Below are 25,803 nucleotides of genomic sequence, written 5' to 3' on the forward strand. Positions count from 1 at the left end.
TCAAGTATGTTCTCGATTGACAATTACTCTAATATGAGACAAAATATAAATAATTAACTCAAAAAGTTAATATATCAAATTTAAGATAACTTAATTTGAGGAGAAGAAAGGAAAAAAGAGTGAGAAGTGTGGAAATTATCCATTTCACTCCTTTATGATCATCATGGGATCGCCTATGCCCACAACGGTGATCCTGGTTTCCAGAGGTGGATGAGGCCAGTTCTCAGGAGAGATGTTCTTCACTGAAATATTGATCTGGGTCTCTTCCTTGCTAACCCCGCATCTGTTTTCATAATCAAGCACCATGTCCAGTCCGATCTGTCTTGCTCTCTCAAAGGCTTCTCTGTAATCTACAACACGTTCTCTTCCACCCGGATAGAAGATAAGGAAATCCTCTGCAGGTTTTTCTATGGACACTGGCATGATCAGTACTTCAACTTTCTTGACGCCTTTTCCGGCAAGAGCCCCCACGGCATTCCCCACATCTGCATGTTCCGGGACGATAATATAAGCATCCAAGAGTGCAGACATTTCCTCTGAATATGCTTTTACGGGTCCTCCCAATAATACAACAGGCAATTTCAGGCTGAACTTTGCCGGATACAGACCACTAAGCAATTCGTCCACAAGGGGTCTGGACCTTTCAGGCAAAAGAAAAGCCATCTGGCTATAGGCCATATTCCTTGCCACATGTTCTTTCACATGGGTGCAGAATTCATATTTCTTACTGCCGTTATAGCGGGAAAGAAGCTCAGCGCCCATGTGGGATGCATCCAGATCCCAGGCAGTGTATTCTCCTCTCACATGCAAAGCGTCCGTGGGCGTGAAACCGATAGCTTGCACCAGTCTTTTCTTTATAAGTGAATCAATTATCTTTCCGGAAGGCATGGCATGCATATAAGTATAGAGTTCATGTATGCTGATAGGATCGCTTCCGATATGCTGGAGCATTTCAGCTTCTTCATTGTTCAGCCCATTGCTGGCATAACCGGTCCTTACAAAGAACTTGGTGGGCTGATAGTTCTCATCCAGTGACTTACGAGGTAGAGGTCTCATGTGACTAAGTTTCTGTAACAGTCCTGGATACTCAACTGCAGCAACACATAGAGGAATAACACGTCTGGGACCTATCTTCACTTTTCCATCAGTGATCCAGACATGGCTGTCCCCACCAGTGGCCGATGTTTCCATTTTCATGGCCCTTACTCTTGTTTTCCATCCGCCCACTACAGAACCTGAAACGCTTATTTCCGGTACCCCATGGTATATGGCAGATACATCGGTACTGGTTCCCCCCACATCTATGGCTGCACATGTGTCCAATTTTGCAAGATACGATGCTCCGAGAAGACTTGCAGCAGGGCCGGAAAAAATGGTCTCGATGGGTTTTTCCAGAGCGTCCTCCAGATTATATACGGAACCATCACATTTCAGCATCAGCATCCTTGCATTGATGCCTCTTTTCCTGATGTCTGCCATAACAGCACTAACAAAGAGATGGGTAATAGGTATCAACTGAGCATTAAGTACAGCAGTCACTGCCCTTTCATAGGCACCTAGTTCCTGGGAAAGTTCGTGACCACATACTACAGGCTTACCAGTTATCTTCTGGATAAGGGATTTTGCTCGCAGTTCATGTTCGGGATTCCTTGTACCAAAGAAGGCTGAGATTGCGTATGCTGATACTTTGTCTTTTGTCCTGCTGCCAAAACCTCTGATGGCTTCGGTATCCAAAGGCACCTCTTCTTCACCGCCTGGGCCATGACCACCAGGCACAACTATGAGATCCGGAGTAGGGAATTCCTGATCTGCAGGATGCTGCCCTATGAGCACAAGCCCCACAGGAGTTCCGGTGCCTTCAAGTAATGAATTAGTGGAAAGAGTGGTAGAAACTGACACGAGGTTGACCTGGCTGAGAAGTTCCTGGTCAAGGGCATCCAGAACCGCACTTATGCCAATCTGCAGGTCAGGATATGTGGTAAACGCTTTTTTGGAATCTACGATCATACCGTCTGACCCTCTTAAAAGGACAGCATCGGTGTACGTTCCACCGGTATCAATACCAAGACCATAGTGCAATTGTAACTCTCCTTTCTTTTTCTATTAATTCTATATGGAGAAATTATATTTAATACTTTTCAAATAGTATTATATATTTATTCTCACATGTGTTAAATAAGGTTTGAGAAGAGAGAAGTAGCGCGGTTTCGGGGTATTAGCATGAAAATTACGGTCATTTATGACAATGAGGCAAAAATAGGTTTGAATAGTGGATGGGGTTTTTCTTGCTTAATTGAAACTGTAGGTCATAATATTCTCTTTGATACCGGCTGGGATGGCCATGTTCTTCTGGCAAATATGGACATACTTGGCTTTTCACCTGAAGAGATCGACATCCTGGTATTATCTCATCAGCACTGGGACCACATTGGCGGCGTGCCAACTTTCCTTAACATGCAGCCAGATGTGGATGTCTTTATACCGGCAAGTTTTTCAACCAACCTGAAAAGAGAGATATCGACAAGGGGAAAGCAGGCAGATACTTCCACCTTTCTTAAGGAGATGAATATTTCCAGGAATCCCAGACTATTTGAGATAAAAATGTCTCAGGAGATATGCAAGGGAATCTACACAACAGGAGAGCTTGGGAAAGAAATAAAAGAACAATCTTTGATACTAGATTCCGGCAAAGGACTGTACGTTATCACTGGTTGTGCCCATCCCGGACTACCTGCAATATTGGCTGCAGCTTCTTCCTTTGGTAATGTGGTCGGTATCGTGGGTGGTCTGCACGACAGCCAGGAATATGATCTGTTCAAAGACATGCATTTGATAGGTGCCGGCCATTGTACAGCTCATAAAGAAGAGATCAGGATGAAATATCCAGATGCTTTTGTCGATATTTTTGCAGGATATTCTGTGGAGTTTTGAATAATACGGCTCTGTAGAAATACTATTAAGATCAACATCATTAGCCGGAAATACCTAACACGAAACAACATATACAAACACGTATTTCAAAAATACAACTTTGGTTAGTTCCCCAAAAAGAGAGGATTTCTACAGAGTCAACCTTGGAAAACTATATATAATTAATATCCATTGTGAAAAAATGCTATGAAAGAGAGAGGACGTCCTAAGTGCCCACGGCGTGTGGAGCTTACTCCGGAAGTGATCTATTTTAAACCCAGAGGAGTGCCTCTACGTGAACTTGAAGTAGTTTGCATTGCAATGGAAGAACTTGAGGCTCTACGTCTTGTGGACCTTGAAGGTCTTACACAGGAAGAGGCATCCCTTAAAATGGGAATATCAAGGAGAGCCTTTTGGGAAGACTTGCAAAGTGCCAGGAGAAAAGTTACTTTTGCTCTCACCACCGGCAAAGCTATTGAGATCTCAGGTGGGGATTATGTCACTGTCGGAGAGGAAAACAAAGGTTGCAGAAGATCAACATAAGCCAAATGTACGTTACGTCTTTTGAAAATTTGAATTATCATTCAGGTGAAAAATATGGACAAGAAAGTTCAGAAAACACAGGATCTGCTCCAGAAACCGCAGGAATCTAAATTAGTTGCCAATATGAGGGCGATCAAGAACAAGATAATGGTAATGAGTGGAAAAGGAGGGGTCGGCAAAAGCACCGTTGCAGCCAATCTTGCTGCCCAGCTTGCCCGGAAGGGATTCAAAGTGGGTCTCCTTGACAGTGACATTCACGGGCCAAGCATACCCAAGATGTTCGGGATAGAGGATAAAAGACCTGCAGTGGACGAGAAAGGCATTGTCCCCGTACCAGTGACAGATAACCTCAAAGTTATGTCCATTGCCTTACTTATCGAGGATAAGGATTCTCCAGTGATATGGAGAGGACCGGCCAAGATGGCGGCTATCAAGCAGTTTCTGGAAGATGTTTCATGGGGAAAGCTTGATTACCTGATCGTTGACCTGCCACCAGGAACCGGTGATGAACCCCTCAGCATTGCCCAGCTCATTGAGAAGATAGATGGTGCTGTGGTCGTTACTACACCTCAGGACATGGCACTGGTAAGTGTACGCAAGTCAATTACCTTTGCCCATATGCTAAAGGTTCCTGTTATCGGCATAGTGGAGAATATGAGTGTGATCATCTGCCCCCACTGTGATGAGAGGATCGATCTTTTCAGTAAAGGCGGTGTTGAAAAGGCGGCAAAGGACTTTGGTGTACCAGTGCTTGCAGCATTACCCATGGATCCAGAGCTCGCTGAGATAGAGGATAGCGGAAAAGTGCATACCCTGGATGCCGATTCCACTGAGTGGTCAAAGGAATTCGCAAAGATCGTGGATTCAGTCGTTGGATTTAAAAAACAGGTGTAAGTTTCGTACACTTTTTGTGCAGGGAAAGCCTATGATCCCTTCACAATACATTTTTCATATCATTGCTGCAGAGCCGAAATGAAATAACTATATAAGCCAGCATCACAGATTTTTAATCATGGCAGTGATGTCAAGTGGGGGTAATGTAGACAGGCTTGATTTCAAGGACCCTGTAGAGCTCATAGATGATGTGCTCTTGAAAAAGAACTGGTTGCTTACCGAGAACTCGAACACCAGGACCAGTCCTTCGGTGATAGACCTCCATATTGCATCCCAGGTCAAAAAAAGATATGCTCTGGAAAAACTTTACTCTAAGGATGTCACAGCAGCGCATCTGGAAGGCCTGATACATATCCATGACCTGCACAGTCCTTTCATGCCATATTGTAATGGCATTGACGGGCGTATCATTCTTATGGAAGGCCTGAAGTTCCCTGACACCCGCAGCCTGCCTGCTAAAAGACTGGATTCTGCATTGTTCCATGTAATGTCATTCATGATGCATTCCCAGCAATTCTTTGCAGGTGCTCAGGCTGTGGACATGCTCAACTGGCTGCTGGCTCCTCATCTGCATTATGAGAGAATGGATGGGTCAGCGGTTTATCAGGCAGTGCAGGGTTTCATGTTCCAGATGAACCAGTCTAACAGGATAGGTGCTCAGAGCGCTTTTACTAACATCGGCCTGAGATTGAAATGTCCTCCGGCACTGAAAGATGAAAGAGTGGTATACGGAGGTGAAACACTCGATGCTACATATTCAGAATTCGAAGATGAGGCACGGCAGATATACAGTGCTTTCATGAGAGTTTCAGCGGATGGCGATTCCACGGGTGCTCCCTTCACATTCCCTCTCATTACCACGGCCATTACCAAGGACCATGATTTCAATGATCCCCTGTGGATGGAGACCATGCAGGCCACTTCAGCTACAGGTGCACCTTATTTCCTGAACCTTGCTGCTCCTTATCTGGAAGAGGATACGGTGCATGCCATGTGCTGCAGATTGCTGAGCCGCCATGCAGGCGGTATCTGGACGGCCGGTGGCATGGGTACAGGCTCCAATAAGGTTGTGACCATTAACCTGCCCGGAGTGGCTCTGCGGTCAGCAGGTGAGGATGATTTCATTATACAGCTGGATAACGCCCTTGATATTGCCCGCAAGGCCTTATTGGAAGGACAGGATATCATCAGAAGATCGCTTTATGAGTGGAAGCTTCTGCCATGGCTGCTCAATAAAACTGATGACGGTGTGCCATATTTTAATTTTGGGGAACGCCACCTTACATTTGGTGTGGTGGGTATGAACGAATGCCTTTTGGACCTCACAGGAGAAGGTATTGACAAAAAGATCGGAACAGGCATAAAAATAATTGCTCACATACTTGGAAGGATAGAGGAGTTCTCCCATGAGGATGGCATAGCGTATACTCTTGAGCAGACTCCTGCAGAAAGCACTGCACATAGGCTTGCCATGCTTGACCGAGAGAACTTCGGGGAAAAATCTGAAGTTCAGGGTATTAAAGGAGCATGCTATTACACCAATTCCACCCACCTGCCTTATAATGCAGGTATGTCCCTCATAGACAGGATCAATATCGAGGCAGAGTTTCATCCTTTCTTTACCGGAGGTACGATCTGCCACATATGGATGGGTGAAAGTTATCCCGACCCGGCCGGCCTCAATGATTTCATCAGGAAACTTTCGGGGACAAAGCTTGCTTATCTCTGTTTCTCCCCTGATTTTTCCATATGTGATAAAGGACATACTTCCAGAGGTGTAAGTGAAATATGCCCGCTATGCTCAAGTCCGGTAACTGACCATATATCCAGGGTAACCGGCTATTACGGTCATGTGAACCAATGGAATCCCGGAAAAAAAGCAGAGTATGCTCAGAGACACAGGTATAGGATGCATTGCTAGAAAAACGCTAAATACAGACCAGCATATTATATTGTATGGACCACAGGATAGCAAAGGCGCTTGATTGGATCGAGACGCAACAGCCGGATTCCATCAAGGGGATCGCCCGGGTGGTCTGGGCTCGCGGGGCATGGAAACTGCCCAGTCAGCATACTGCTTGTCTTATATGGCTTAAAAGTGATCCCCCGTGGGGAGGAAATATAAGGGAAACTGCCAGAGCAGCCTCTTCTCTTTTCCAAATGGGTCTGGTCTTCCCGGATGTGGGGCAATGGCTTCTTTCAAAAAAGAAAGAAGGTTCCTGGAACGGTAACGTGTACGATACCGCCTATTCCCTCATTGCACTGGCAGATATGGATATCCATGATCCCGATGGCTGCCAGTGGCTATTAGACAACTATGGACCTGAATGGGAACATCCCGGAACCACTGCACTTGTGGTCATGGCATTAGTAAAACAGGGTGCTATGCCGGATGAACATCATGGTTTTATAGAAAAGAGAGCACGTTGGTTGCTTGAGAAACGTGAATTGGATGGCGGATGGAAGAACATAGCAACCAGCAACATAGTCATGCAGTCTCTTTTAATGACAGGTTTGAGGGAAGAACTTAAGGTCTCTGTGGACTGGCTCATGAAAGAGCAGAACTCTGAAGGTTTCTGGGGTAAAGGGGAAGATATCATTGTTGCTACTTCCCTGTCCCTGATCACTCTTGCATTATGGAAGCCATAACAGAATAGCCTATGAAACTAATATATATGAGAGGCCAGCGTATAATATACGTTTTATCTACATCATCTTATACCAGTGATAAAATGAAAACAGAATTTATCAAATACCACCCCGGCTCCAATACCTACATCATTCAGAAAAAAGCATACTTTGAGGATAGTGTTCTTCTTAAGGGTAATCTGATAGTCGGGGCAGGCTGTAATTTCTGGCAGGAACTGAGGGTTGAAGGAGATCTGGAACTTGGAAAGAACTCTCTGGTCAAAGGTCACGTGCAGGCACATAATGCGCTCATTGGTCCGCATTGTGAGATAAACGGTGACGTACAGGTGGACAAGGATCTTACACTAATGAATAATGTCAATATCGCAGGTTCTGCCACATGTGGCGGACAGATGCTTGTGCGGCCAGGCTGCTCCATGGGTTTTGTAAAAGCTGAAAAAGTGCTGGAACTCGTAGGGAAGGTCAACATAAAAGATGTAGAGGCCGGAACAAAAGTGATCGTACGTTCCGAATGAGTTGAACATTCTCTAATTTTTAGAAGCTGTGACTTAATCTATTCTCTCTTTTCTCTCTTCGGAGAGCAACTTCAGCACAGCTGTCCGTAGCTTGTTGACTTCCGGACTTGTTCGTATTCTTGGACGCGGAAGTTCCACATTTATGATCTCTTTTATCTTTCCGGGACGTGCGGTCATAACTACTATCCTGTCAGCCAGGAATACTGCCTCATCCACACTGTGGGTAACGAACAGGATGGTTATGTGTTTCTTATCCCATATCTCCAGAAGCTGGTGCTGTAAGGAGTTCCGGGTCTGGGCGTCCAGTGCGCCGAAGGGCTCATCCATGAGCAAGACCTCCGGTTCATTTGCAAGCGCACGGGCAATGGCAACTCTTTGCCTCATACCTCCTGAGAGTTCATACGGGAAACTATCCTTGAACTGTGTAAGGCCCACCAGCTCAAGATATTTCTCTGCATCCTGTATTGCTTTTTTCCTGGCAACTCCTTTCATTTCCGGGCCAAAGATGATGTTCTCGGTGACATTCCTCCAAGGGAAAAGCGAATACTCCTGGAATACCATGCCTCTCTTTGAATCCGGTATGGTTATTCTGGTCCCGTCCAGTATTATTTCCCCTGAATCGGGAGTATCAAGTCCGGCAATGATACGCAAAAGGGTGGTCTTACCACAGCCGGAAGGACCTAAAAAGCATACGAACTCCTTGTCATCTACATTAAGGCTCACATTATCCAATGCAAGGGTCTCAGGTGCATCTTCCTTTCTGAAAATACGGGTAATGTTCTTTATTTCAACTTTTCCCATTATCTCACAACTCCTGCCTGCCATTTGAGCAGGTGTTCATCGATAACGTATCTGAGCACTTTGTCAATTAAAAGGCCCAGAAGACCCAGAACCACCATGTATACAAGCACCATATCCATCTGATGCAGATAGTAATGATGCCATATCTTAAAACCTAATCCATACTTGCTCACTCCGAACATTTCCGCGGCTACCAGACACATCCACCCCACACCGATAGCTATTCTTATGCCTGCAGCTATGGAAGGAAGAGCAGAAGGCATTGCAATGTATCTTATAAGATCACGGTCCTTCTTGCATCCCAGTACCCTGGCTGCTTCTACATAGACCTTTGGTACGTTCTTAAGGCCTGTGAAAGTATTAATTATGATAGGGAACACAGCTCCTATAAAGATCAGAAAACCAGCCGAAACAGGCGTAAGACCCAGCCATATGATGGCAAAAGGTATCCAGGCAAGTGGAGGGATTGGCCTTAACATCTCAATAATAGGATCAAACATCCTGTTAAATGTTGTGAACCAGCCCATCATCATACCTATGGGTATTCCTATGATCAGGGCAGCCACCATACCAATGGAAAAATGTAACAAGCTGTGCAAGAGATCAATGAAGATCACTGGCATTTCTATCGCCAATGACCCTAGTTCTAAAATCGAAGGTCTCTGAAATATCGTTACAGAGGCCGAAATGACATCAAGGATACTTGGCAGGAAGAACTTGTTACGAACTATGAACTCTGCGACCAATTGCCACAGCAGAAGGGCAGATATAATGGAGATCATCTCCACTGCCCTGCCCTTGACCACGTGTATTATTTTATTCTTCATGTCCGCTTACAGAACTCCTTGCTCATTCATGTAAGTTGTTGTCAATGCACTTACTTTTGTAAGGAATCATAAAAAGACGTATCAAATATATCTTTTTCCGTAAGTGGTTTGCTTATATATCCCAGTTCATACTGTATGTTTGCATAATCCACAGTTGAGTTCACGATCAGATGTGGATCTGCCACCCATGTGCCATCCCATTCATTAATAGAATCCTGGACAATTTTTAGATCCATACCCTGATCAGCTGCATAGATCTGTGCTGCTTCATCGGGATGCGCATTGTTGTACTCTGTAGCATCCACATGTGTTGCAACAATTGTAGCAACTACTTCAGGATGGTTTCTGATGAGGTTTCCACTTACAACTACCACACAGCATGCGTGGTTAGGCATGATCTCCCCTGACTGAACCACTGTACGACCATATCCCTTTTCCTTTATTTCAGTTGGTGAGGGGTGTGGAAGGAAGACAGCATCAACCTTGCTGGCCGAGATGGCTGTCACAGCGTCTGCCGGTGTCATGGGCAGAATGGTTACATCTTTATCGGGGTCGATGTTATTTGTTTTCAGCCAGTTCCTAAGTAGGGTGTCCTGGATAGTCCCTGGCGGGAATGTAGCTATCTTCAGGCCTTTAAGGTCTTCAGGTTTTTCATAAGGCACGCCTGTACGCACTGAGAGATCAGAACCCTGTACCTGGACAGCAGCTACGATCTTGGCATCGAGATCACTGCCTAGAGCCGCTATGAATGGTGCCGCCCCAACATATGCCACATCGATGTCTCCTGTAAGCATGGAACTCATTTCCGGTGCTCCACTTGGGAAGAGATTATCTGTAGTTTTCACTATACCCAAAGGTGCCAGGTTATTGTCCCACCAGCCTTTTTCCTTTGCTGTAAGATATGCTATCTGATGAGTACTGGGCTGGTATCCAAAGTGTATCTCTGCAAGATTTCCAGTCAGATCCTCTGACAGATTTCCATTTTGTTCAGGTTCAGTGCAACCTGAAATAAATGCAATGGCCATCGTAGCGGTAATGACAAAGATGGCACCCATAATTCTGTTAATATTTTTGCTGTTCATATCGATACCTCTTTTTCTCAATAATGGAACCGTTCTTCTGAGCTATATTTAATGTTTCCTGTAGGGTATAAAGCAATTTCCTGAAAGTATAAATATAAGCTCCATCCTTACCTTTTGAGGATATTCTTTTTGATGTATGGAGGATCATGGAATCGTCAGATAAGATAGTTGATGCAATACTGGAATCGTATGAAAAGTTCCAGAATACCTTTTCAGAGGTATTAAAGGAAGACTTGAAGCTCACTGCCATCGAGTTCTCACAGGAGGCTAACATACCTGCGAGCACTTTGTACAAGATCATGTCGGGCAAAAGAGAGCCTAACATGAAAACATTAAGACAGATAATTAAAACCATAAAGAGACTGCAAAATGCTGAAAAGGGGGATTTTATAGCGGTCATTGCTGCAAGACCTGTGCTTGATAATATAAGAGAGACAAAGAAAAAGATAGGAGGAAATCTCTGTACTATAAGGGAATATTCTGCCACCTCCATAGAAGAAGCCATCATTGCAGCGGTTAAAGCAGAACGGGAAGGGGCACGTGCTTTGGTGTGCGCCCCTATTGTAAGCCCTACTGTGGAAAAAATACTGAGGATCCCTGTGGCCACGATCATGCCAAAGAACAGCCTGATAGAGGCTATAGAAAGAGTGTCAAAAAAAATAAGTTAATTGAATTTATCGGATAGAACCGATAAATTCATTTATTTTTTCCTTTGCCATTTCCACTGTCCAGCCGCCAGCAGTGAACAGATAGCCAACCCCTGCAGCAGCCAGCAGGATGATACCGCCGAGAACATACCAGATCGTACCGGATTTCTCCAATACTTCATAAGTAACGCTCAGTTGCTGAACTGAAACTATATATGTGCCTGGCTCTTCCTCCACATGAACAAAATCCAATGTAGTGGAATTTCCATTGTTGAGTGCCACTTCCTGAGAACCTACCACAGTACCATTGATCTTCAATTCAACAGTATAGTTACCAGGTGCTGTTCCAGTGTTTGTTACATTTACAGAGATAGTTGCTTCATCTCCTGCCCTTACCTCAAGTGGCGATATCTGCAGGTTCGTGAAGGTGAACTTAGCAGCAAGTTCCTTTACCTCAAAGTTAAGTTCTGTATCCAGTAATCCGGACTTGGAAGCTGTCACCTTGTGCATACCCACTTCTGTAACAGTATAGGTAACATTTCCATCTTTTGAAGTGTTGCCTATGAACTTACCATCAAAAGTGACCTCTGCACCTTCGATAGCTTCTCCGCTTATAGCTTTAAGGACGCTGAATTTAACATTAGTTCCCTCATAAACTTCTTCAGGAGCGATATCTATGGTCATCTTCCTTGATTCGTCCTGAGCAGATATTACCTCAAGCTTGGAACTTGCAGAAACATATCCTTCCTTTTCTGCGTTTAGGGTAAAGTTACCGATCTTGTCCGGCGTATACCTGAGTGTGCCTTCTTCGGAGGTGGAACCAATGGTCTTACTATCGATCTTTAATGTTGCATTGGTTACAGCCATGCCTCTGGAGGTGACCGTTATTGTCATTGCGGTGCCTTCAGTGACCACTTCACTATGACCGATCTCGAGTGCTTCAGATGCGGATGTTTGCACCTCCACGAAGGGATAGAACCTGACCGTGCTATCATCAGCTACCTTGAAGTTGATATCACCCATAACCGTGATCTCTTTACCCTTTGAAAGGGAGATGGAATCCTCATTCTTCATGGTAATGCCGTCTTCCGAGATACTGGTCACTTCCATCTCATCAAATGTTTCACCGCTTTCTACGGATATGTACTCATCAGATATCTGGAAGATACCGTCTACGAACACAGCACTGCTTTCAGTTCCCTGAAAAACATCCTGGAAGTGAACGGCTATAACAGGTACATCATCAACATCACCCACGTCCATTTTATATACGTAGGTCCCGTCTGAGGCGATGATGTCATCGTCTACCTCATCGCCATCCTTTGTAAGGCTGACATACACAGTGTCACCATTTACATCAACTTCAACAATTCTCAGAGCATAACCCTCTTCCAGTACTAACGATGTGCCTGAGGTAAGAGATGTTTTGTCACTTTCATCCAGAAGCACTTCGGACAGCTGACCTTGGGAAACAAGGCTGACCTCATCTGTAAAATCGTTTTCAGGATACCCTGCAAAATATTTTTCGGCCATGAAGCCTATTACCTCGAATTCTCCCCAGTCGTCATACTCGAAACCTACATCCTCAGGAGTAGAGGTATATACAAGGTCTCCATCGTCAATTGTTCTGTCTGACAGTTCGGTGATCTCCAGTTTCTCAGTACCTATCCCTTCATCGATGTTGTAATAGAAACCCTCAAAGTTCAGAGGAGTCCATTCAAATTCCTCCTCAGCAACAGTACCTCTTAGCTCATAGGTACCGGCCTCTGACATGTCAACAAAGGGAGCGAACCTCAAAACTGAATCATCGGCAACGATGAACTTCAATTTCCCCATAATACTGGCAACCTTGCCTTTGTTAAGGGATATTGAATCTTCATTTTCCATGGTTATTTTTTCATCGCTTACAGTGTTTATCTCCATTACACCATAGCTATCACCGGATTCAATGCTGATGTATTCATCGGAGATCTGGAATATAGCGTCAATAAATACTGCACTGGCTTCTGTACCCATGAAGATATTACCGAAATGCACAGCTATAATGGGTACATCATCACTGTCTCCCAGATCAGCTTCATACACGTATGTGCCATTATCCTTTACTATGGTCTCATCGACCTGTGAGCCTTCTTTGGAAAGGGTCACATATACGTTGTCACCATTTGTATCAACTTCTACGATGTTCAGAGCATAACCATCTTCCAACGTAAGGCTCGAACCTGCATAAAGGGATTTTTTGTCATTTTCATCAATAAGCACCTTGGAAAGCATACCATCCGACATGACACTTACCTCATCAGCGAATTCCGTAGTGTCAAGGTACCCTGCGAAGTATTTCTCAGCCATGAACCCTACGACCTGATAATCGCCCCAATCATCGTACTCGAACTCGGTGGTTATGGGCGTGGTCTCATATTCCAGGTCACCTTCATCTATGGACCTGTCGGAATCGCTTTCGAGATGTACGGTCATGGTCTCTGATCCTTCACCTGTGTCAAGGTCATAGTAGAAACCAGAGTAGCTCAGAGCGGTCCATGTGTAATCAAGGGACTGGTTGGCATCAGCATCCCATATACGATCGCCACTTAAATACGTTTTAGAAACTACCGCCCAGGTCCATTCCTTCTGGGCTTCTCCATTCACATTTGATGCTTTTGCAGTAACATTATAGGAACCCATCTCCTCGCCAGAAACATTCAATGATGCGATAGATACGGAATCGTTCTTTTGCTCCAGGTCTCCATCTATATACCATTCTATATCTGCATCCTGATTTGTCTCAACTGTGAAATTCTGGTAAGTACCCACCGCACTTGAAGGGTTATTTTCAGGACTGAAATCTGTGATCTCCAATGAATCGTTCTCTGCTGTAACTGTCCAGTCCCATATCTGTTGATCTGAGCCGTTCACATTGGAAGCTATCGCTGTTACATTATATGTGCCTGCAACAGCCGTGTTGTTCGAATAAGAACCTGCTGACCCTGTTTCAGTATCCATCTCAATCCCATCGATAAGCCATCTGATAGTGGCTTCCTGATTGAGTGTAATACCAAATTCCATTGCATTTCCTGTCGTAGAGTCGGGAGTGACGTCAGCTGGATTGAAACCTGTGATCGACAGTGATCCATTTGTTGCATTCGAGACCGTCCAGTCCCAGGTCTGCTGGTCAGTACCGTTCAGGTTAGATGCAATAACAGTTACATTATATGTGCCTGCAACAGCAGTGTTATTTGAATATGAATCAGAGGACCCTGTTACATTTTCCATTTCATTCCCATTGATAAGCCATCTGATAGTAGCTTCCTGATTGAGTATGACATCGAAATCTACTGTATCCCCGGCTGCAGATCCGGGAGTTGTATCGTCAGGATTGAAGTCTGTTATCGACAAAGGTTCATTTTCCACGGTCCATGTCCAGATATGCGGGACGGAAGTTCCATTGGCGTTTTGTGCCACAGCCGTAACATTATATTCCCCTGCAGATGCACCATCATTTGAATATTCAGAAGTGGTTACTGATGCATCTGTTTTGACAAGTGAGCCATTCAAAAACCAGGTAACATTAGCAGTTTCATTTATGTTCACACTGAAATCCGGGCTGTTACCAACTGTCGAAGTCGGATCGCTGGCTGGAGAGTGGTCAGAAATGCTTGGGATCGCAATTGCACCACCTGCCAGCAGTATCAATACTAAATATATAGCAAAACCTAAACGGGTTTTCATGATATAACCTACCATATTTCTACTTTACGTGATTTCTCGCATTTTATGTATTATCTGCTATCTTTAACTGTTCATAGCCTTTTCGTTCCACTTGTAACACAGTACCATCCGACTTCTGTATGGAGATCGATCTTTCCTGAGGTAAGACCTCTCCGATCATACTGATATTGCCCAGATTCAGCACTTCTTCAATGCCCTCCGGCCTTACAGTGAAGATCAGTTCAAAATCACCTCCAGTATAAAGAGACATAGAATTTAGAGTTACCCTGTCAAAAGACACTAGTTCTTCTACCTCTGGCTGCAGAGGCAGCGCCTTTTCCTGTAGCCTGAACCCAACTCCTGAAGCTTTGGAAAGATCATATAATGACATTGCAATGCCATCACTTGTATCCATCATGCTTGTCACATGGCCCAAGGATGCAAGTTCCATTGCTTCCCTTATGCGGGGCATGGGTTGCAACAAAGCCTTCAGGACACTATCCGGTACATCAATACCATTTTCCAGGGCATACAGTGCAACACCCGCCGAACCTGCGTATCCTGTAACACATACCTTATCTCCTACCCGGGCACCTTTTCTCGTTAACAGTTCTCCTTTTGATACAGTTCCAAGAGCAGTGCCGCAAATAGTAAGTTCATCATGGGTGTCAATATCCCCTCCTATGACCGCAGTATCGTATTCCCTGGTACAGTCCCTCATGCCTCTTGCTATCTCTTCCACAAAACTGACATCTGTATCACGTGGAAGACCTATAGCAGCCAGTAAACCCGTTGGCCGGGCACCCATAGCGGCAATATCACTAAGGTTAACTGCTGCCGACATCCACCCGATCTGCCAGGGACTCATCTGCTTGGGAAAATCTGTCATGCGGTGCAGCATATCCGTGGTAACTACGAGATATGAACTTTCATTTATATCGATAACTGCACAGTCATCAGCACCTGCACCTGAAATAACTCCATCCGGCAGTTCATGGAATATAGTAGAAAGGATTGATATAAGGGGTCTTTCCCCAAGCTGTGAAACTGGTATATAGTTCATAGGATATCATTCAGCATTTAAAAAATTTTATAAATAAACCAGACAACTTTTATTTAATTGTATGTGTCATAGGCATTCATCCAATATAATATTTGAGGCTTCCACACCTTCTACAGATAATGACTTTCAATAAAAAGGATTACAAGGCTATCGTTTCCTGTGTACCCGGCGGCCTATTACAAATACAATAGTAACTAGAACTGAAAGCACTATTGCAATTGGAAGCAGATATCCCACCAGGATCACCATGGCTCTGACAGTTGACACAAAACCTTGTACTGAACTGGAAAGAGCATCCCTCATACCCCAGGAATGTGTGATAGGTGTTGGTTCTGTTACTCTGATATTGATCGTGGCGAGATCTATCCTGTTGTCCAGATACTGCAACCTTCCAGTAAGACTATCTATTTCTCCACGCACCCTCTCAAGTTCTTTTTCTACACTGAGCACTTCTTCGACGGTATTGGACATATTAAGGATCTCGGTCAGGCGTTTTTCCTGCTTTTGCAGATTGTTGAGCCTTGCTTCCAGGTCTATGTATTCCTCTGTTACATCAGTACCTGTTATGCTTTTAGAACTAAGGTCACCCAGATTTTCAATATCTTTCACAAAAGCAGTATAATTTTCTGAGGGGATCCTTACTGTAACATAGCCTTCCTTACGAGGAGTACTATCATATGACAGATCATACACAGAAGAACTGGATACATAACCACCTGCTGCTGTTGTCATTGTTATTATATCGTCTACGGTCCTGGATGCATTGTCCACTTCTATGGACATCTCTACACTCGTAATGGTCTTCCTTTCAGAAATGTAAACTTCAGAAGTGACATCTCCCGCGAGCATTTCATCGCTCGCATATTCGTATGATACACTGTTCTTAGAAGCAGGATACACGGTGACCTGGGGAGATTGAGATGATGGATCTGTACCCATTTGAGATATACAGCCTGCAACACTTGTTCCTACTAGGAGCAGTAATACAACCAGCAGCTGAGAGGTTCTTTTCATGCGATTAACTCCAACATTATATTGTATGGAGTCTGTCGCATAAAAAAATTATGTAAGCTTCAAATGAATTCGAAGTTAATCCGTTCATTGCCCGCTTCTTTTGTCCTTATCCATACATTATGTAAAAACGGATATGCAGCTTTAGCCATCTCAATTAATTCTTTTCTTGTAAAAGGCTTTGTATCTCTTAAGTTCTCAGACATGGCATTTTCAGGCAGTCCCTGCTGTATCACATAAGGTTTATCGCTATCCTTAATGTAAGGCGATAAAAACTGACCTATAGCAGCAATGTCTTCCTTGCTGCCCACAAGGCCGGGTATAACAGTGGTCCTCACTTCCAGATGTGCATTACTCTTGGAAATAAGATCAAGGCTCTTTGCGATATCCTCTATAACCTCTTTAGGTTCAAGGGTAAGGTTATATTCATCACAGCCAATGACCTTACAGTAAGCTATAGGGTCGTTCATAGGAGCTTTTATATCGAGGAAAAAAGCGTCCACCAATGATTTCTGCAGGAGTTCTTCTATAACCTCTGGATAAAAACCATTTGTGTGGATACCGACAAGCAATCCCTTTTTCTTAGCAAAGCTTGCCAGTTCCTTCACAGCTTTTTTCTGTATAAGGGGTTCCCCGCCGGAAATTACAAGACTGCTTATAAATGGGGTGGAACTTTCAATTTTATCCTGCAAGACCCTCATTTCTACAAGGTCGGATCCTGTCAGGATCTCATAGTTCTGGCAGTAGGGGCAGCGGAAAGGGCACCCTCTTAAAAAGAGAACTACTGCCGCCTTCCCATGCCAGTCTACCGTGGAAATGGGTATATATGAGCCGTAATTGGCTTTCATTACACCACTATCATGCTATGCCAGCTACTTTATACCTCTTCCTGTCTGCCAGCTCCTGCTTCTTTGCAGCATTCCAGCCGCTGACAGATTGGATATATCCTGTGACCCTGGACATCTGTTCAACATTGGAAGAACCACAGTTCTCACAGACATCCTTGAGACCGGACATCATGTGGAAATCGTTCAGACATATCGTCATGTCCTTGGTGAAGGTGAAATATCCTACTTGTGTGTTCTTTGCAATGTTCATGGCAAATTCCTTCAGACCCTTTGGGTCCGGTGAACCTTCTCCCAGCCAGATGTGACAGATGTTGCCTCCATCCACTATGGGGAAGAACACATGTTCTATCTTTATCCTGTCAGCAAGGGATATGTCAGCACCTGGTGGCACATGAGTACCATTGGTGTAATAGATGGGAAGGTCATGGGTTTCCTTTACCTTCGCCAGGGCCTTCTCCAGATCACCCTGCACGACCTGCTTTACACCATCTGCATATTCCTCATGCAACAGGTCGGATACAGCGAACCTCTGGCCTGTGGTCTCTGCGGGAGTCCTTGCAAGTGCTATCTCGATGCCATGTTTCTGGCCCAGCTCACGTGCATACATTTCAAGTTCTGTCATAACTCTTATCGCGAACTTGAAGGCAGCCTTTGACTCGTGTATCTGATTACCTGTATGGTACTGCACCATCTCGTTTATACCTACGACACCTATGGTGTATACCAGCGAATCTATGTCTACTGCTATTGAGCCCTTCTTACCGGTCATCGGGTCCTTTGGACGCTGCGTTGCAAAGGGCATCCTGTCGTTCTCTATGATGTTCTCCATCCACTGCCTTTTGGTTGCAAATACCTTGATCGCCTGGTCCATCAGGCTCTTGAGATCTGCAAAGAGTGCCTTATCATCACCGTTTGCTCTGTATGCAGCCCTTGGGCAATTCAGTGTCACTACCTGCCATGAACCCATGGAGAAGTGCTTCCCATCCTTAAAATGAAGCTTGTCATTAAAGCTGGCATCGGCATCTGCATTAGCAGAGAACTGATATGCACAACACTGGTAACATGAGATGCCTTCTCCGGCTCCTCTGTATTCAGGAAGCTGATTATCGAAGTAAGGTGTGCCGAACTTCGCAGCCAGCTCGAATGCCAGAGTGTAGAGGCCATCGTATGTAGGAAGTTCCGGATGAGCACGGTTGAACATCTCGTCCTCCTGCATGAAATCCGGTTCAATGGAGATCTCAGGTTTAGGGAAGTTAAAAGGCTTACCCCAGTTATCGCCCTGAAGCATCACGTTCATGAGGGCTGCAAATCCCAGCCTGACCTCACGTTCGAACTCTCCGTATGTGCGCCTGACAGTGCCGTTGGTACCGTCATGCACTTTGCCCTTGTATACTACAGGGATATCTTTCCAGAGCTTGGGCACACCTGGAGACAACTGTACCGAGGAGAAGACAACCTGGCCTCCCCGGGCCACCATCATCTGTGTCATCTCGTACACGAACATCTGCATAAGCTGTTCGATATCCTTGTAGCTCTTGCCTTCGAAGTAAGGTGCAAGGAACGTTAGGAAATTATAGAACCCCTGTCCACCGGCGAAGTTGGTCTGAGCGCTGCCCAATGCTTTTACTGCGTGCAGGATGGCAACCTCTGCCTTCATAGCCGGGCCTGCAACACTGGCTTTGGCACCGGACCCATCTGGCATGAGGCCGTAGTAGAAGAAATACCTCAGGTCCCAGTCCTGACAGAAGGCACGTGTGCCCATATATTCCAGATCATGGATGTGCAGGTCGCCGTTAAGGTGCAGGTCCGCAAGTCTGGGCGGCAACAGCAACAAATACTGCTCCTTGGAGATCTTGTCCGCCTTCTTCTTGTGTGATGTTTCGGCATTCTCCTGCAGATTTGCATTATCCTTTGCTTCAAAACCTGAACCAAGATCGATCTCGCAGGCATCATATACAGGAGTACCTACTCTGGTGGAAACGTTCCTCCATTCCACATGTCCGCGCTCCAGCAGGATCATATTCACCATTTCCCTTATGAGTGGGCCTGAAAGGAACTTAAGGTCCAGCTGCCTTATGCGCCTCTCGGTATCCTTTGCGATGTCCTGGGCTTCTTCCCTGCTTATACCTGGTTTATTGTGGAACCTTGCGGCAAGCCCTGTTTCCTTCATCAGCTGATTGACCACTATATTACGGTCCCAGTCCACCATGTGCCCGTCAGTGGTACGCACTTTTGGCATTACGGATATGGAATGACCATCGAGGGTCCTTTGTACGGCCTGCTTTTGAGGAAGTGTCATGTCCTCCTGAACAATACCTATGAACTTAAGCCTTTTGTCACTCCCTTCAACTGCTTTTTCCTTCTTATCCTGTGTACCAATGATGCATGTATCCATTATCCAATCCCCTTCCGATCAAAGTAAATTTTCAAGCGCTTCTCTTTTTACTTCCATTCCATTGAACAGCTCATCATGGGTGAGGAACTCTTCATCTATCTGCAATACAGGAGCTGTAAGGGTGAACACTCCATTGACCCTTAGTTCCGTGAGAGCTTCAGGAGTGGACATATCAGTGGTCTTGAAAATCACGCCGCTCTCCTTAAGAGCCCTTTTGAGCATTTCGCATTTTGGGCAGGTTTTTGTTGTATATATAATGACTTCAGGCATTTTTCTCGCGTCCATTACTACTTTATTATTATACTTATATATAATTGAGTTATGAGTAGGCGTTACCTGTGCCCACTTAAAAAACACAAGCAGAAAGCCCTTCTCAATAACTTTGATCTCTCGTTTGAAGGTAAATTATACAAATGACATGTGGATTAATAACGGTTTTTCACAGCACATTTACATACATAAAAATTACAACTGGTAACAAACATGGTCAGTAAAAGCTCCACGAGAGGAGAGATGTTTACCAGATGTGGTCACAATGCGTTCCTACAAAAAGATGATATAAATCATCCCCGTATAGCAAGTGATCCCAAGAGGTGTTTACATAGATCCACATTTAGCATCTGGCTGCAGATCACTGGACGATCTCCTTGAAGGAGGATTGGAAGCTGGAGTTGTGACCCAGCTTTTTGGAGAAGCTGGCAGCGGCAAAACAAATCTGTGTCTTCAGCTTGCCATAAGGTGTGTAGGGCAAGACAAGAAGGTCATAATCATCGATACTGAAGGTATTTCTCCCAGCAGGTTCAGACAGATAGCAGGAGAAAGAGCAAAGGAAATAGCTCAGCAGATAATAATCTACGAACCTCATAACTTTGAAGAACAACATGCAGCAGTAAGAGAACTTGAAAAGGTCATCAAAGAGAACATCGGCCTTATTATAGTAGACTCTGCCACTGCCTTTTACAGATTTGAACTGGAGCAGGATGATGCTGCCCTAAGGGCAAGGCGTGAGCTTGGTAGCCAGATAGGTTTTCTGCACAGCCTTGCAAGAAAATATGGCATTGTGGTGGTCATAACCAACCAGGTATACACAGATATCCCTTCAGGGATGCTGCGCCCTGTTGGCGGCAATATAATCGAGCATATATCCAAGACCATTATCCAGTTAGAGCGCCTCGGTGATGGAAAACGGCGGGCAGTTCTCAGGAAACATCGTTCTCTTCCGGAAGGCATAAGCTGCGAGTTCACCATAACTTCCGAAGGCGTTGAATGACCTGTCTGGATACTTCGTCATATCCTGGCAATAGTGATATAACCTGTATGGCCTACTCCACCTGTCCCTGGCCTTGTGCCTCTCTCCGATACTGATAGCGGCCTTTCGATGCACTCTATTGTCATAACATCCCAGGGACCTGATGCATCCAATGCTTTGCGTATTGCGATGGTCTGTTCTATGAATGGGGAATAAGTTACCACAAAACCTCCAGGTACAAGCACCCTTCGCACTTTTGGGACGACTTCCGGGGAATTAATGGTGTCAAGGGTAACGACATCGAACTTTTCTTCTATTTTGTCGATCTCTTCAACTATGTTGCCACAACGTACTTCTACATTGTGCAGGCCGGCTTTCGAAATATTGTTGCGTGCAAGGTTTGCGAAATTCTCTTTTATCTCATAGGTGATGACATTCTTTGCTATGGAGCCAAGGTACATGGATAGAACACCTGACCCGGTCCCTGCATCCAGTACCACATCGTTTTTACAAAGTCCAGTATAGGCGACGACCATGCCTATATCCTTGGGCATCATGGGCGCACCGGAGCGCTGTGCATGCCTGAACATATCCGGCATACGAGGTTTCTGCACAATGAACTCCTGGCCCTTGTGAGAACATATCCTATCACCCGGGGAAAGCCGAAAAAGCTCTGAGAGCTCGATAATACCAAAATCGCTGTGGAAAGCATCCTCAGAAACGCATACTATGAACTCTCGTGGCTTCTCATTGAGGAATGTCCTCAACAGCACCATTTCTCCATTTTCCATAATAGCTCCTAGACCTGTTTTGAAGGCGCATATCTTGCCATGGACATGGTCACCATGTCCTTGGGAATAGAGTGTTTATTTATCATTACATAGCTTTCTATCTGCTTGAACTCCGAAGCATAAGACCCTGCGATCTTGCGCGCATATTCCGCACCTTCATGCGTGAGCACGTACTCGTATCTCTGTCTGTACCTGCCATTCTTTTCATAGTATCTCAGATCCTCATCTACTATGCCCATAGCAACAAGCACCTGTATGTCCTCGAAGGCTTTGTCACTATATGGGAACCCATATCTTTCATGGAAATCATACTCGAAAAGGTTCTTCAGCGAAGCATGATCGCTGAACTGAAGTATGGTACGGTACAGCCAGGTAATATGCCTGAGCCGTGGCACTGAGATGAAACCAGCTTCTTCCTTCTTAAAGATATTGTATATTGCATAGAAAAGCAGTATTATGCCTTCTATGGGAAGATACTGCTCCGCACGGATAAAGCCCAGAAGCCTGGGGGATAGTTCATCCACGATTTTATGCATCTGAGAGGAAACCACTGTTCCATCTATCCCTGCTACAGCATCGGGATGTGCAAATGTCGTAAGTGAAAGCTGTCTTGAGATAGATCTGACAAGTCCATTGGCCAGGGCTGATTCATCATAGAAGAAGCTTTCTTCATCACCTATCAATACTCTCATGCTTTTGGGAACGCCCGATGCTACATCCAGGTCTGCCAGCACATCCCCCAGTTCCCGGGCAAGACGTGATTCGAATTTCATCTTAGCCACACCGTGGCGGGCAATGGTTGCAAGTGCCATCCTTGTGGAAGGCCTGAGCATCTTCTGGCTGAACCTTGCAACAGATACATATAACCTGCCATCCCGGAGGTCATCAAGTAGCCGGAGAGATCTTTCGGCTGCATGTGACCTGATGAAAACTAGCAGATCGTTGTCATTGTATTCGGTGAAAAAGCGAATTACCTCGTCCTTTGCAGCTTCTGTGCCGGATACATTTCTGAAACGCTCAAGTGCATCCTCAAGGGCGTAGAGCAGCATCACCCTGGCGGCCTGGGTCTTTGGATTGTGTATGACAGCAGTATAATGATGAGCTCGGGATATTAACATGGATTCTGCAGCTGTGAGTGCCATTTCATTACCATAGTCCGAGCCTTCCGGACTTCCCAACACGACATTCCCGCCCTTGATGATGAGGCTGTCGATTATCTGGTCAACATCGATGAGTCCGAAGGATACGCCTGTATGGTAGGAATCCCTCAGGAGGAAATCTATTCTGTCAGCATCCACGTCACCTGCTATTATCTGGGCGAGGTAAGGCTTTGATATGGCACATGCTTCACCTGTGGCAATATTTGCGATCTCATCAAAGAAATAAAAAGGATCTGTACCAAATTCCGACTCCGTATACCTTGCAATGAAATTGTCCTGTGGCAGCATCCTTATGATGGCCCTTGAGAAGGCTTCGTGCCTTATGAACTTCCTGTCTTCGATCACTGGCTGTAATTGAGGATTGCGCTTGAGCACGCTCTCGACCGCATGGGAGAATGCCGAGTGACCCACATCATGTAAGAGTCCCGCGATCCTTATCCTGCGTATATCCTCTTCCTCAAGGGAAAGCGACTGGCCGATGACGGATGCCATATGCATGGTGCCGATGCTGTGCTCGAAACGGGTGTGATTGGCACCGGGATAGACATGGTCAACTAACCCAAGTTGTTGTATGTTCCTAAGCCTTTGGACATGACGCGTGTTCAGAAGCATCTGCTCGAACTCATCAAGGATGATGGTCTTGTGCACAGGGTCATGTATTATGAGGGGTTTTTGCATTGGATGATATTAGGAGAAGAGGATATATAAATGGGAAGGGAAATGCGATCTTAAATGCCTTATCATGTCTTATCAGCCACTTTATACCCCTAACCGCCCAATAAGATCGTTATCGCTGCTATCGACATGCCTATGACCGTAGTGCCAAAGCCTGATCTCACCTTGCCGTAAAGGTCCTTTTCGTATGTTCTGTAGTAGCCGGTGATGAACAATAGCAATATTCCCAGCAGATTGGACATTGCAAGTGCATGGATCAGCTTGTCGGACAGAAAGAACGGCAGGACAACTATGACCCCTGAGGCTGTGGATATCAGGGATGTGCCCAAGATCATATACAGTGCATCCCGGGTAGATACTGTTTCTTTTTTTCCGGTTGCTGCAAGATGCAATATAAGATCCCTGTATAGTTCAAGCCTCTTTTCTTCAGAAATGTTACTAATAATGGTATTTTCAAGCTGTTCGCTGATCAGAGGGAGTGCAGCCTTTCCTTTCCGGTCGGACTTGCATATATCTATTATATCGTTCTCTATTCCGAGATTGTGATTTCTCTCCCATATATAGAAAGAACCATCAGCTATCCCCCATGCAATGCAACACAAAAGCGCAGAATATATCATAGGGAAGTATGAACCCCCAGGTATGGCAATGTAGGTCCGCAGGACACTGGTAAAGGTCATTGCGATAATCACTGCATAGATAACCTCTGCTCCGGTCCAGTACTTGCCAATATAGCTGGAAAGATGCATATTTTCTCCTCAGGTGATTGACCATTTGTTAAGAGATTTAATATATTTATTATTTGAGATAAGATAAAAAAGGAATAAACTTCCGAGGAAGAATATTCGACTACAAGAAACAGACCCCACATGTGACTTACTGGCACGATCTTCGGACTTACCGACCAATACGCCAACCTTCACATTTTTATCCTCCTTTGCACCTTTACAAAGCAGATACCATGAGGACCATAGACTGGAACGATGAATCAAACTCAATAGTAATGATCGATCAGACCCTGCTTCCGTCAGAATACAAAGTGATAGAATGTACGACTCTCGCATCCCTGTGTGAGGCCATCATGTCACTCAGGGTGCGCGGAGCTCCGGCTCTCGGGGCTGCAGGCGGATATGGCATGGCTCTTGCAGCCAGGCTTAGTAGTGCCAAGGACATGGATGCGTTGTTAAAGGACATGCAGGTCGCGGCAAAGACCATAAAGGCTACAAGACCCACTGCCGTTAATCTTGCATGGGGGGTTGACAGGATATTGCATGCCATCAACGATGCGTATGACCTGAAAGGAATAAAGAATGTGGCGCTCTCGGAGGCAAAAAGGATGGCGGACGAAGATGTGGTCAAGAACAGAAAAATAGGGGAACATGGTGCCAGATTGCTGGAAGATGGCGATGTGGTGCTTACTCACTGCAATGCCGGCAGGATGGCCTGTGTGGACTGGGGTACAGCTCTTGGCGTGATACGTTCGGCAGTTGAAGACGGTAAGCAAATACAGGTGGTAGCATGCGAGACGCGGCCACTTAACCAGGGAAGCAGGATCACTGCCTGGGAGCTGATGCAGGATAATATCCCTGTCACCCTTATAGCGGATTCTATGTCAGGCCACTTGATGAGAAAAGGAGTCATTAACAAGGTCATAGTGGGGGCTGACAGGATAACAGGCGACGTGGTCTTTAACAAGATTGGGACATATACCCACTCCGTGCTTGCAAAGGAGCACGAGATACCCTTCTACGTAGCTGCGCCCTTGTCCACCTTTGATCTTGAAGGATGGGAAGAAACCGTACCTATCGAACTGAGGAACGAAGATGAGTTGCGTTCCTTTAATGGAAAAGCAATAGCTCCCAAAGATGCAAAGGTGTACAATCCGGCATTCGACGCAACACCTATGGAGAACATCACTGCCCTTATCACAGAGAAAGGTGTATATTATCCACCATTCCTGCTGGATGAATTGTTCATATGATCAGATGAACACCATAAGGCTTTAAATGGTTGAATACAATTCACAGCATAAAGCACT

22 protein-coding genes are annotated in these 25,803 nt (G+C 45.2%); 9 read left to right on the plus strand and 13 right to left on the minus strand.

Annotation, left to right across the window (positions count from 1 at the left end; genetic code table 11):
* Nucleotides 1-144 precede the first annotated feature (144 nt).
* A complete protein-coding gene (locus A4E24_RS03425) occupies nucleotides 145-2,079 on the minus strand; it encodes a hydantoinase/oxoprolinase family protein (protein WP_292351681.1) in 1,935 nt (644 codons plus the stop codon).
* A 141-nt stretch (nucleotides 2,080-2,220) separates the two neighbouring features.
* On the opposite strand from A4E24_RS03425, the gene A4E24_RS03430 reads away from it, so the two are divergent.
* The 6 genes from A4E24_RS03430 (at nucleotide 2,221) to A4E24_RS03455 (ending at nucleotide 7,511) form a co-directional block, all read left to right on the plus strand.
* Nucleotides 2,221-2,931 (plus strand): MBL fold metallo-hydrolase, encoded by a 711-nt coding sequence (locus A4E24_RS03430; RefSeq protein WP_292351683.1) that lies wholly within the window; start codon nucleotides 2,221-2,223, stop codon nucleotides 2,929-2,931.
* Between the two features lie 186 nt (nucleotides 2,932-3,117).
* On the plus strand, nucleotides 3,118-3,453 hold the full coding sequence (locus tag A4E24_RS03435) for a DUF134 domain-containing protein (protein WP_292351685.1): 336 nt from the start codon (nucleotides 3,118-3,120) through the stop codon (nucleotides 3,451-3,453).
* A gap of 54 nt (nucleotides 3,454-3,507) precedes the next feature.
* Nucleotides 3,508-4,347, plus strand: a complete 840-nt coding sequence (locus A4E24_RS03440; protein WP_292351687.1) for an Mrp/NBP35 family ATP-binding protein — start codon at nucleotides 3,508-3,510, stop codon at nucleotides 4,345-4,347.
* Between the two features lie 118 nt (nucleotides 4,348-4,465).
* Complete coding sequence (nrdD, locus tag A4E24_RS03445; RefSeq protein ID WP_292351689.1) at nucleotides 4,466-6,268, plus strand: anaerobic ribonucleoside-triphosphate reductase; 1,803 nt, start codon at nucleotides 4,466-4,468, stop codon at nucleotides 6,266-6,268.
* 35 nt (nucleotides 6,269-6,303) lie between these two features.
* On the plus strand, nucleotides 6,304-6,996 hold the full coding sequence (locus A4E24_RS03450) for a prenyltransferase/squalene oxidase repeat-containing protein (protein WP_292351691.1): 693 nt from the start codon (nucleotides 6,304-6,306) through the stop codon (nucleotides 6,994-6,996).
* 83 nt (nucleotides 6,997-7,079) lie between these two features.
* Nucleotides 7,080-7,511: a polymer-forming cytoskeletal protein gene (locus A4E24_RS03455; protein WP_292351693.1), complete on the plus strand. Its 432-nt coding sequence runs from the start codon at nucleotides 7,080-7,082 to the stop codon at nucleotides 7,509-7,511.
* A gap of 33 nt (nucleotides 7,512-7,544) precedes the next feature.
* Here A4E24_RS03455 and A4E24_RS03460 read toward each other — a convergent pair whose 3' ends face one another.
* From A4E24_RS03460 to A4E24_RS03470, 3 genes are read right to left on the minus strand one after another with little or no spacing between them, the layout of a single operon-like run.
* A complete protein-coding gene (locus A4E24_RS03460; RefSeq protein ID WP_292351695.1) occupies nucleotides 7,545-8,312 on the minus strand; it encodes an ABC transporter ATP-binding protein in 768 nt (255 codons plus the stop codon).
* Nucleotides 8,312-9,139: an ABC transporter permease gene (locus A4E24_RS03465; protein WP_292351697.1), complete on the minus strand. Its 828-nt coding sequence runs from the start codon at nucleotides 9,137-9,139 to the stop codon at nucleotides 8,312-8,314. The genes A4E24_RS03460 and A4E24_RS03465 overlap by 1 nt, the downstream gene beginning before the upstream one ends.
* A gap of 50 nt (nucleotides 9,140-9,189) precedes the next feature.
* A complete protein-coding gene (locus A4E24_RS03470) occupies nucleotides 9,190-10,221 on the minus strand; it encodes an ABC transporter substrate-binding protein (RefSeq protein WP_292351699.1) in 1,032 nt (343 codons plus the stop codon).
* Nucleotides 10,222-10,367: 146 nt separating this feature from the next.
* Here A4E24_RS03470 and A4E24_RS03475 point away from each other — a divergent pair, with 146 nt between their 5' ends.
* The gene (locus tag A4E24_RS03475; RefSeq protein ID WP_292351701.1) at nucleotides 10,368-10,889 is read left to right on the plus strand and encodes a helix-turn-helix domain-containing protein; all 522 of its coding nucleotides are present in this window, start codon (nucleotides 10,368-10,370) and stop codon (nucleotides 10,887-10,889) included.
* Between the two features lie 6 nt (nucleotides 10,890-10,895).
* Here the strand turns inward: A4E24_RS03475 and A4E24_RS03480 are convergent, their stop codons facing one another.
* The 6 genes from A4E24_RS03480 to A4E24_RS03505 form a co-directional block, all read right to left on the minus strand.
* Nucleotides 10,896-14,609 carry an S-layer protein domain-containing protein gene (locus A4E24_RS03480; protein ID WP_292351703.1) on the minus strand — a complete coding sequence of 1,238 codons (3,714 nt, stop codon included), beginning with the start codon at nucleotides 14,607-14,609 and terminating at the stop codon, nucleotides 10,896-10,898.
* A gap of 28 nt (nucleotides 14,610-14,637) precedes the next feature.
* A complete protein-coding gene (gene thiL / locus A4E24_RS03485) occupies nucleotides 14,638-15,636 on the minus strand; it encodes a thiamine-phosphate kinase (RefSeq protein ID WP_292351705.1) in 999 nt (332 codons plus the stop codon).
* A gap of 147 nt (nucleotides 15,637-15,783) precedes the next feature.
* Nucleotides 15,784-16,650, minus strand: a complete 867-nt coding sequence (locus A4E24_RS03490; protein WP_292351707.1) for a DUF4349 domain-containing protein — start codon at nucleotides 16,648-16,650, stop codon at nucleotides 15,784-15,786.
* 59 nt (nucleotides 16,651-16,709) lie between these two features.
* Complete coding sequence (locus A4E24_RS03495; protein WP_292351709.1) at nucleotides 16,710-17,495, minus strand: anaerobic ribonucleoside-triphosphate reductase activating protein; 786 nt, start codon at nucleotides 17,493-17,495, stop codon at nucleotides 16,710-16,712.
* A 10-nt stretch (nucleotides 17,496-17,505) separates the two neighbouring features.
* Complete coding sequence (gene nrdD / locus A4E24_RS03500) at nucleotides 17,506-19,794, minus strand: anaerobic ribonucleoside-triphosphate reductase (RefSeq protein WP_292351837.1); 2,289 nt, start codon at nucleotides 19,792-19,794, stop codon at nucleotides 17,506-17,508.
* A gap of 114 nt (nucleotides 19,795-19,908) precedes the next feature.
* A complete protein-coding gene (locus A4E24_RS03505; RefSeq protein WP_292351840.1) occupies nucleotides 19,909-20,160 on the minus strand; it encodes a glutaredoxin domain-containing protein in 252 nt (83 codons plus the stop codon).
* A gap of 310 nt (nucleotides 20,161-20,470) precedes the next feature.
* Here A4E24_RS03505 and radB point away from each other — a divergent pair, with 310 nt between their 5' ends.
* Nucleotides 20,471-21,160, plus strand: coding sequence for a DNA repair and recombination protein RadB (radB, locus tag A4E24_RS03510; RefSeq protein WP_292351711.1), 690 nt, complete (start codon nucleotides 20,471-20,473; stop codon nucleotides 21,158-21,160).
* 17 nt (nucleotides 21,161-21,177) lie between these two features.
* On the opposite strand, the gene A4E24_RS03515 is transcribed toward radB, so the two are convergent.
* The 3 genes from A4E24_RS03515 to A4E24_RS03525 all read right to left on the minus strand — a co-directional run bounded on the left by A4E24_RS03515 (nucleotide 21,178) and on the right by A4E24_RS03525 (nucleotide 24,514).
* Nucleotides 21,178-21,930, minus strand: coding sequence for a tRNA (adenine-N1)-methyltransferase (locus tag A4E24_RS03515; protein ID WP_292351713.1), 753 nt, complete (start codon nucleotides 21,928-21,930; stop codon nucleotides 21,178-21,180).
* Nucleotides 21,931-21,938: 8 nt separating this feature from the next.
* On the minus strand, nucleotides 21,939-23,768 hold the full coding sequence (locus tag A4E24_RS03520) for an HD domain-containing protein (protein ID WP_292351715.1): 1,830 nt from the start codon (nucleotides 23,766-23,768) through the stop codon (nucleotides 21,939-21,941).
* An 89-nt stretch (nucleotides 23,769-23,857) separates the two neighbouring features.
* Nucleotides 23,858-24,514: a VIT1/CCC1 transporter family protein gene (locus A4E24_RS03525; RefSeq protein WP_292351717.1), complete on the minus strand. Its 657-nt coding sequence runs from the start codon at nucleotides 24,512-24,514 to the stop codon at nucleotides 23,858-23,860.
* Nucleotides 24,515-24,726: 212 nt separating this feature from the next.
* Between A4E24_RS03525 and A4E24_RS03530 the strand changes: the two genes are divergently transcribed.
* On the plus strand, nucleotides 24,727-25,746 hold the full coding sequence (locus A4E24_RS03530; RefSeq protein WP_292351719.1) for an S-methyl-5-thioribose-1-phosphate isomerase: 1,020 nt from the start codon (nucleotides 24,727-24,729) through the stop codon (nucleotides 25,744-25,746).
* Nucleotides 25,747-25,803: the final 57 nt, after the last annotated feature.

This window comes from Methanomethylovorans sp. PtaU1.Bin093 (genome assembly GCF_002067275.1).
Lineage (GTDB): Archaea > Halobacteriota > Methanosarcinia > Methanosarcinales > Methanosarcinaceae > Methanomethylovorans.

Excerpts from the sequence above, each read along its gene's own strand:
- A4E24_RS03430 (WP_292351683.1), top strand. The coding sequence starts at position 2,221 with ATGAAAATTACGGTCATTTATGACAATGAGGCAAAAATAGGTTTGAAT.
- A4E24_RS03435 (WP_292351685.1), top strand. The coding sequence starts at position 3,118 with ATGAAAGAGAGAGGACGTCCTAAGTGCCCACGGCGTGTGGAGCTTACT.
- A4E24_RS03440 (WP_292351687.1), top strand. The coding sequence starts at position 3,508 with ATGGACAAGAAAGTTCAGAAAACACAGGATCTGCTCCAGAAACCGCAG.
- nrdD (WP_292351689.1), top strand. The coding sequence starts at position 4,466 with ATGGCAGTGATGTCAAGTGGGGGTAATGTAGACAGGCTTGATTTCAAG.
- A4E24_RS03450 (WP_292351691.1), top strand. The coding sequence starts at position 6,304 with ATGGACCACAGGATAGCAAAGGCGCTTGATTGGATCGAGACGCAACAG.
- A4E24_RS03455 (WP_292351693.1), top strand. The coding sequence starts at position 7,080 with ATGAAAACAGAATTTATCAAATACCACCCCGGCTCCAATACCTACATC.
- A4E24_RS03460 (WP_292351695.1), bottom strand. The coding sequence starts at position 8,312 with ATGGGAAAAGTTGAAATAAAGAACATTACCCGTATTTTCAGAAAGGAA.
- A4E24_RS03465 (WP_292351697.1), bottom strand. The coding sequence starts at position 9,139 with ATGAAGAATAAAATAATACACGTGGTCAAGGGCAGGGCAGTGGAGATG.
- A4E24_RS03470 (WP_292351699.1), bottom strand. The coding sequence starts at position 10,221 with ATGAACAGCAAAAATATTAACAGAATTATGGGTGCCATCTTTGTCATT.
- A4E24_RS03475 (WP_292351701.1), top strand. The coding sequence starts at position 10,368 with ATGGAATCGTCAGATAAGATAGTTGATGCAATACTGGAATCGTATGAA.
- A4E24_RS03480 (WP_292351703.1), bottom strand. The coding sequence starts at position 14,609 with ATGGTAGGTTATATCATGAAAACCCGTTTAGGTTTTGCTATATATTTA.
- thiL (WP_292351705.1), bottom strand. The coding sequence starts at position 15,636 with ATGAACTATATACCAGTTTCACAGCTTGGGGAAAGACCCCTTATATCA.
- A4E24_RS03490 (WP_292351707.1), bottom strand. The coding sequence starts at position 16,650 with ATGAAAAGAACCTCTCAGCTGCTGGTTGTATTACTGCTCCTAGTAGGA.
- A4E24_RS03495 (WP_292351709.1), bottom strand. The coding sequence starts at position 17,495 with ATGAAAGCCAATTACGGCTCATATATACCCATTTCCACGGTAGACTGG.
- nrdD (WP_292351837.1), bottom strand. The coding sequence starts at position 19,794 with ATGACACTTCCTCAAAAGCAGGCCGTACAAAGGACCCTCGATGGTCAT.
- A4E24_RS03505 (WP_292351840.1), bottom strand. The coding sequence starts at position 20,160 with ATGCCTGAAGTCATTATATATACAACAAAAACCTGCCCAAAATGCGAA.
- A4E24_RS03515 (WP_292351713.1), bottom strand. The coding sequence starts at position 21,930 with ATGGAAAATGGAGAAATGGTGCTGTTGAGGACATTCCTCAATGAGAAG.
- A4E24_RS03520 (WP_292351715.1), bottom strand. The coding sequence starts at position 23,768 with ATGCAAAAACCCCTCATAATACATGACCCTGTGCACAAGACCATCATC.
- A4E24_RS03525 (WP_292351717.1), bottom strand. The coding sequence starts at position 24,514 with ATGCATCTTTCCAGCTATATTGGCAAGTACTGGACCGGAGCAGAGGTT.
- A4E24_RS03530 (WP_292351719.1), top strand. The coding sequence starts at position 24,727 with ATGAGGACCATAGACTGGAACGATGAATCAAACTCAATAGTAATGATC.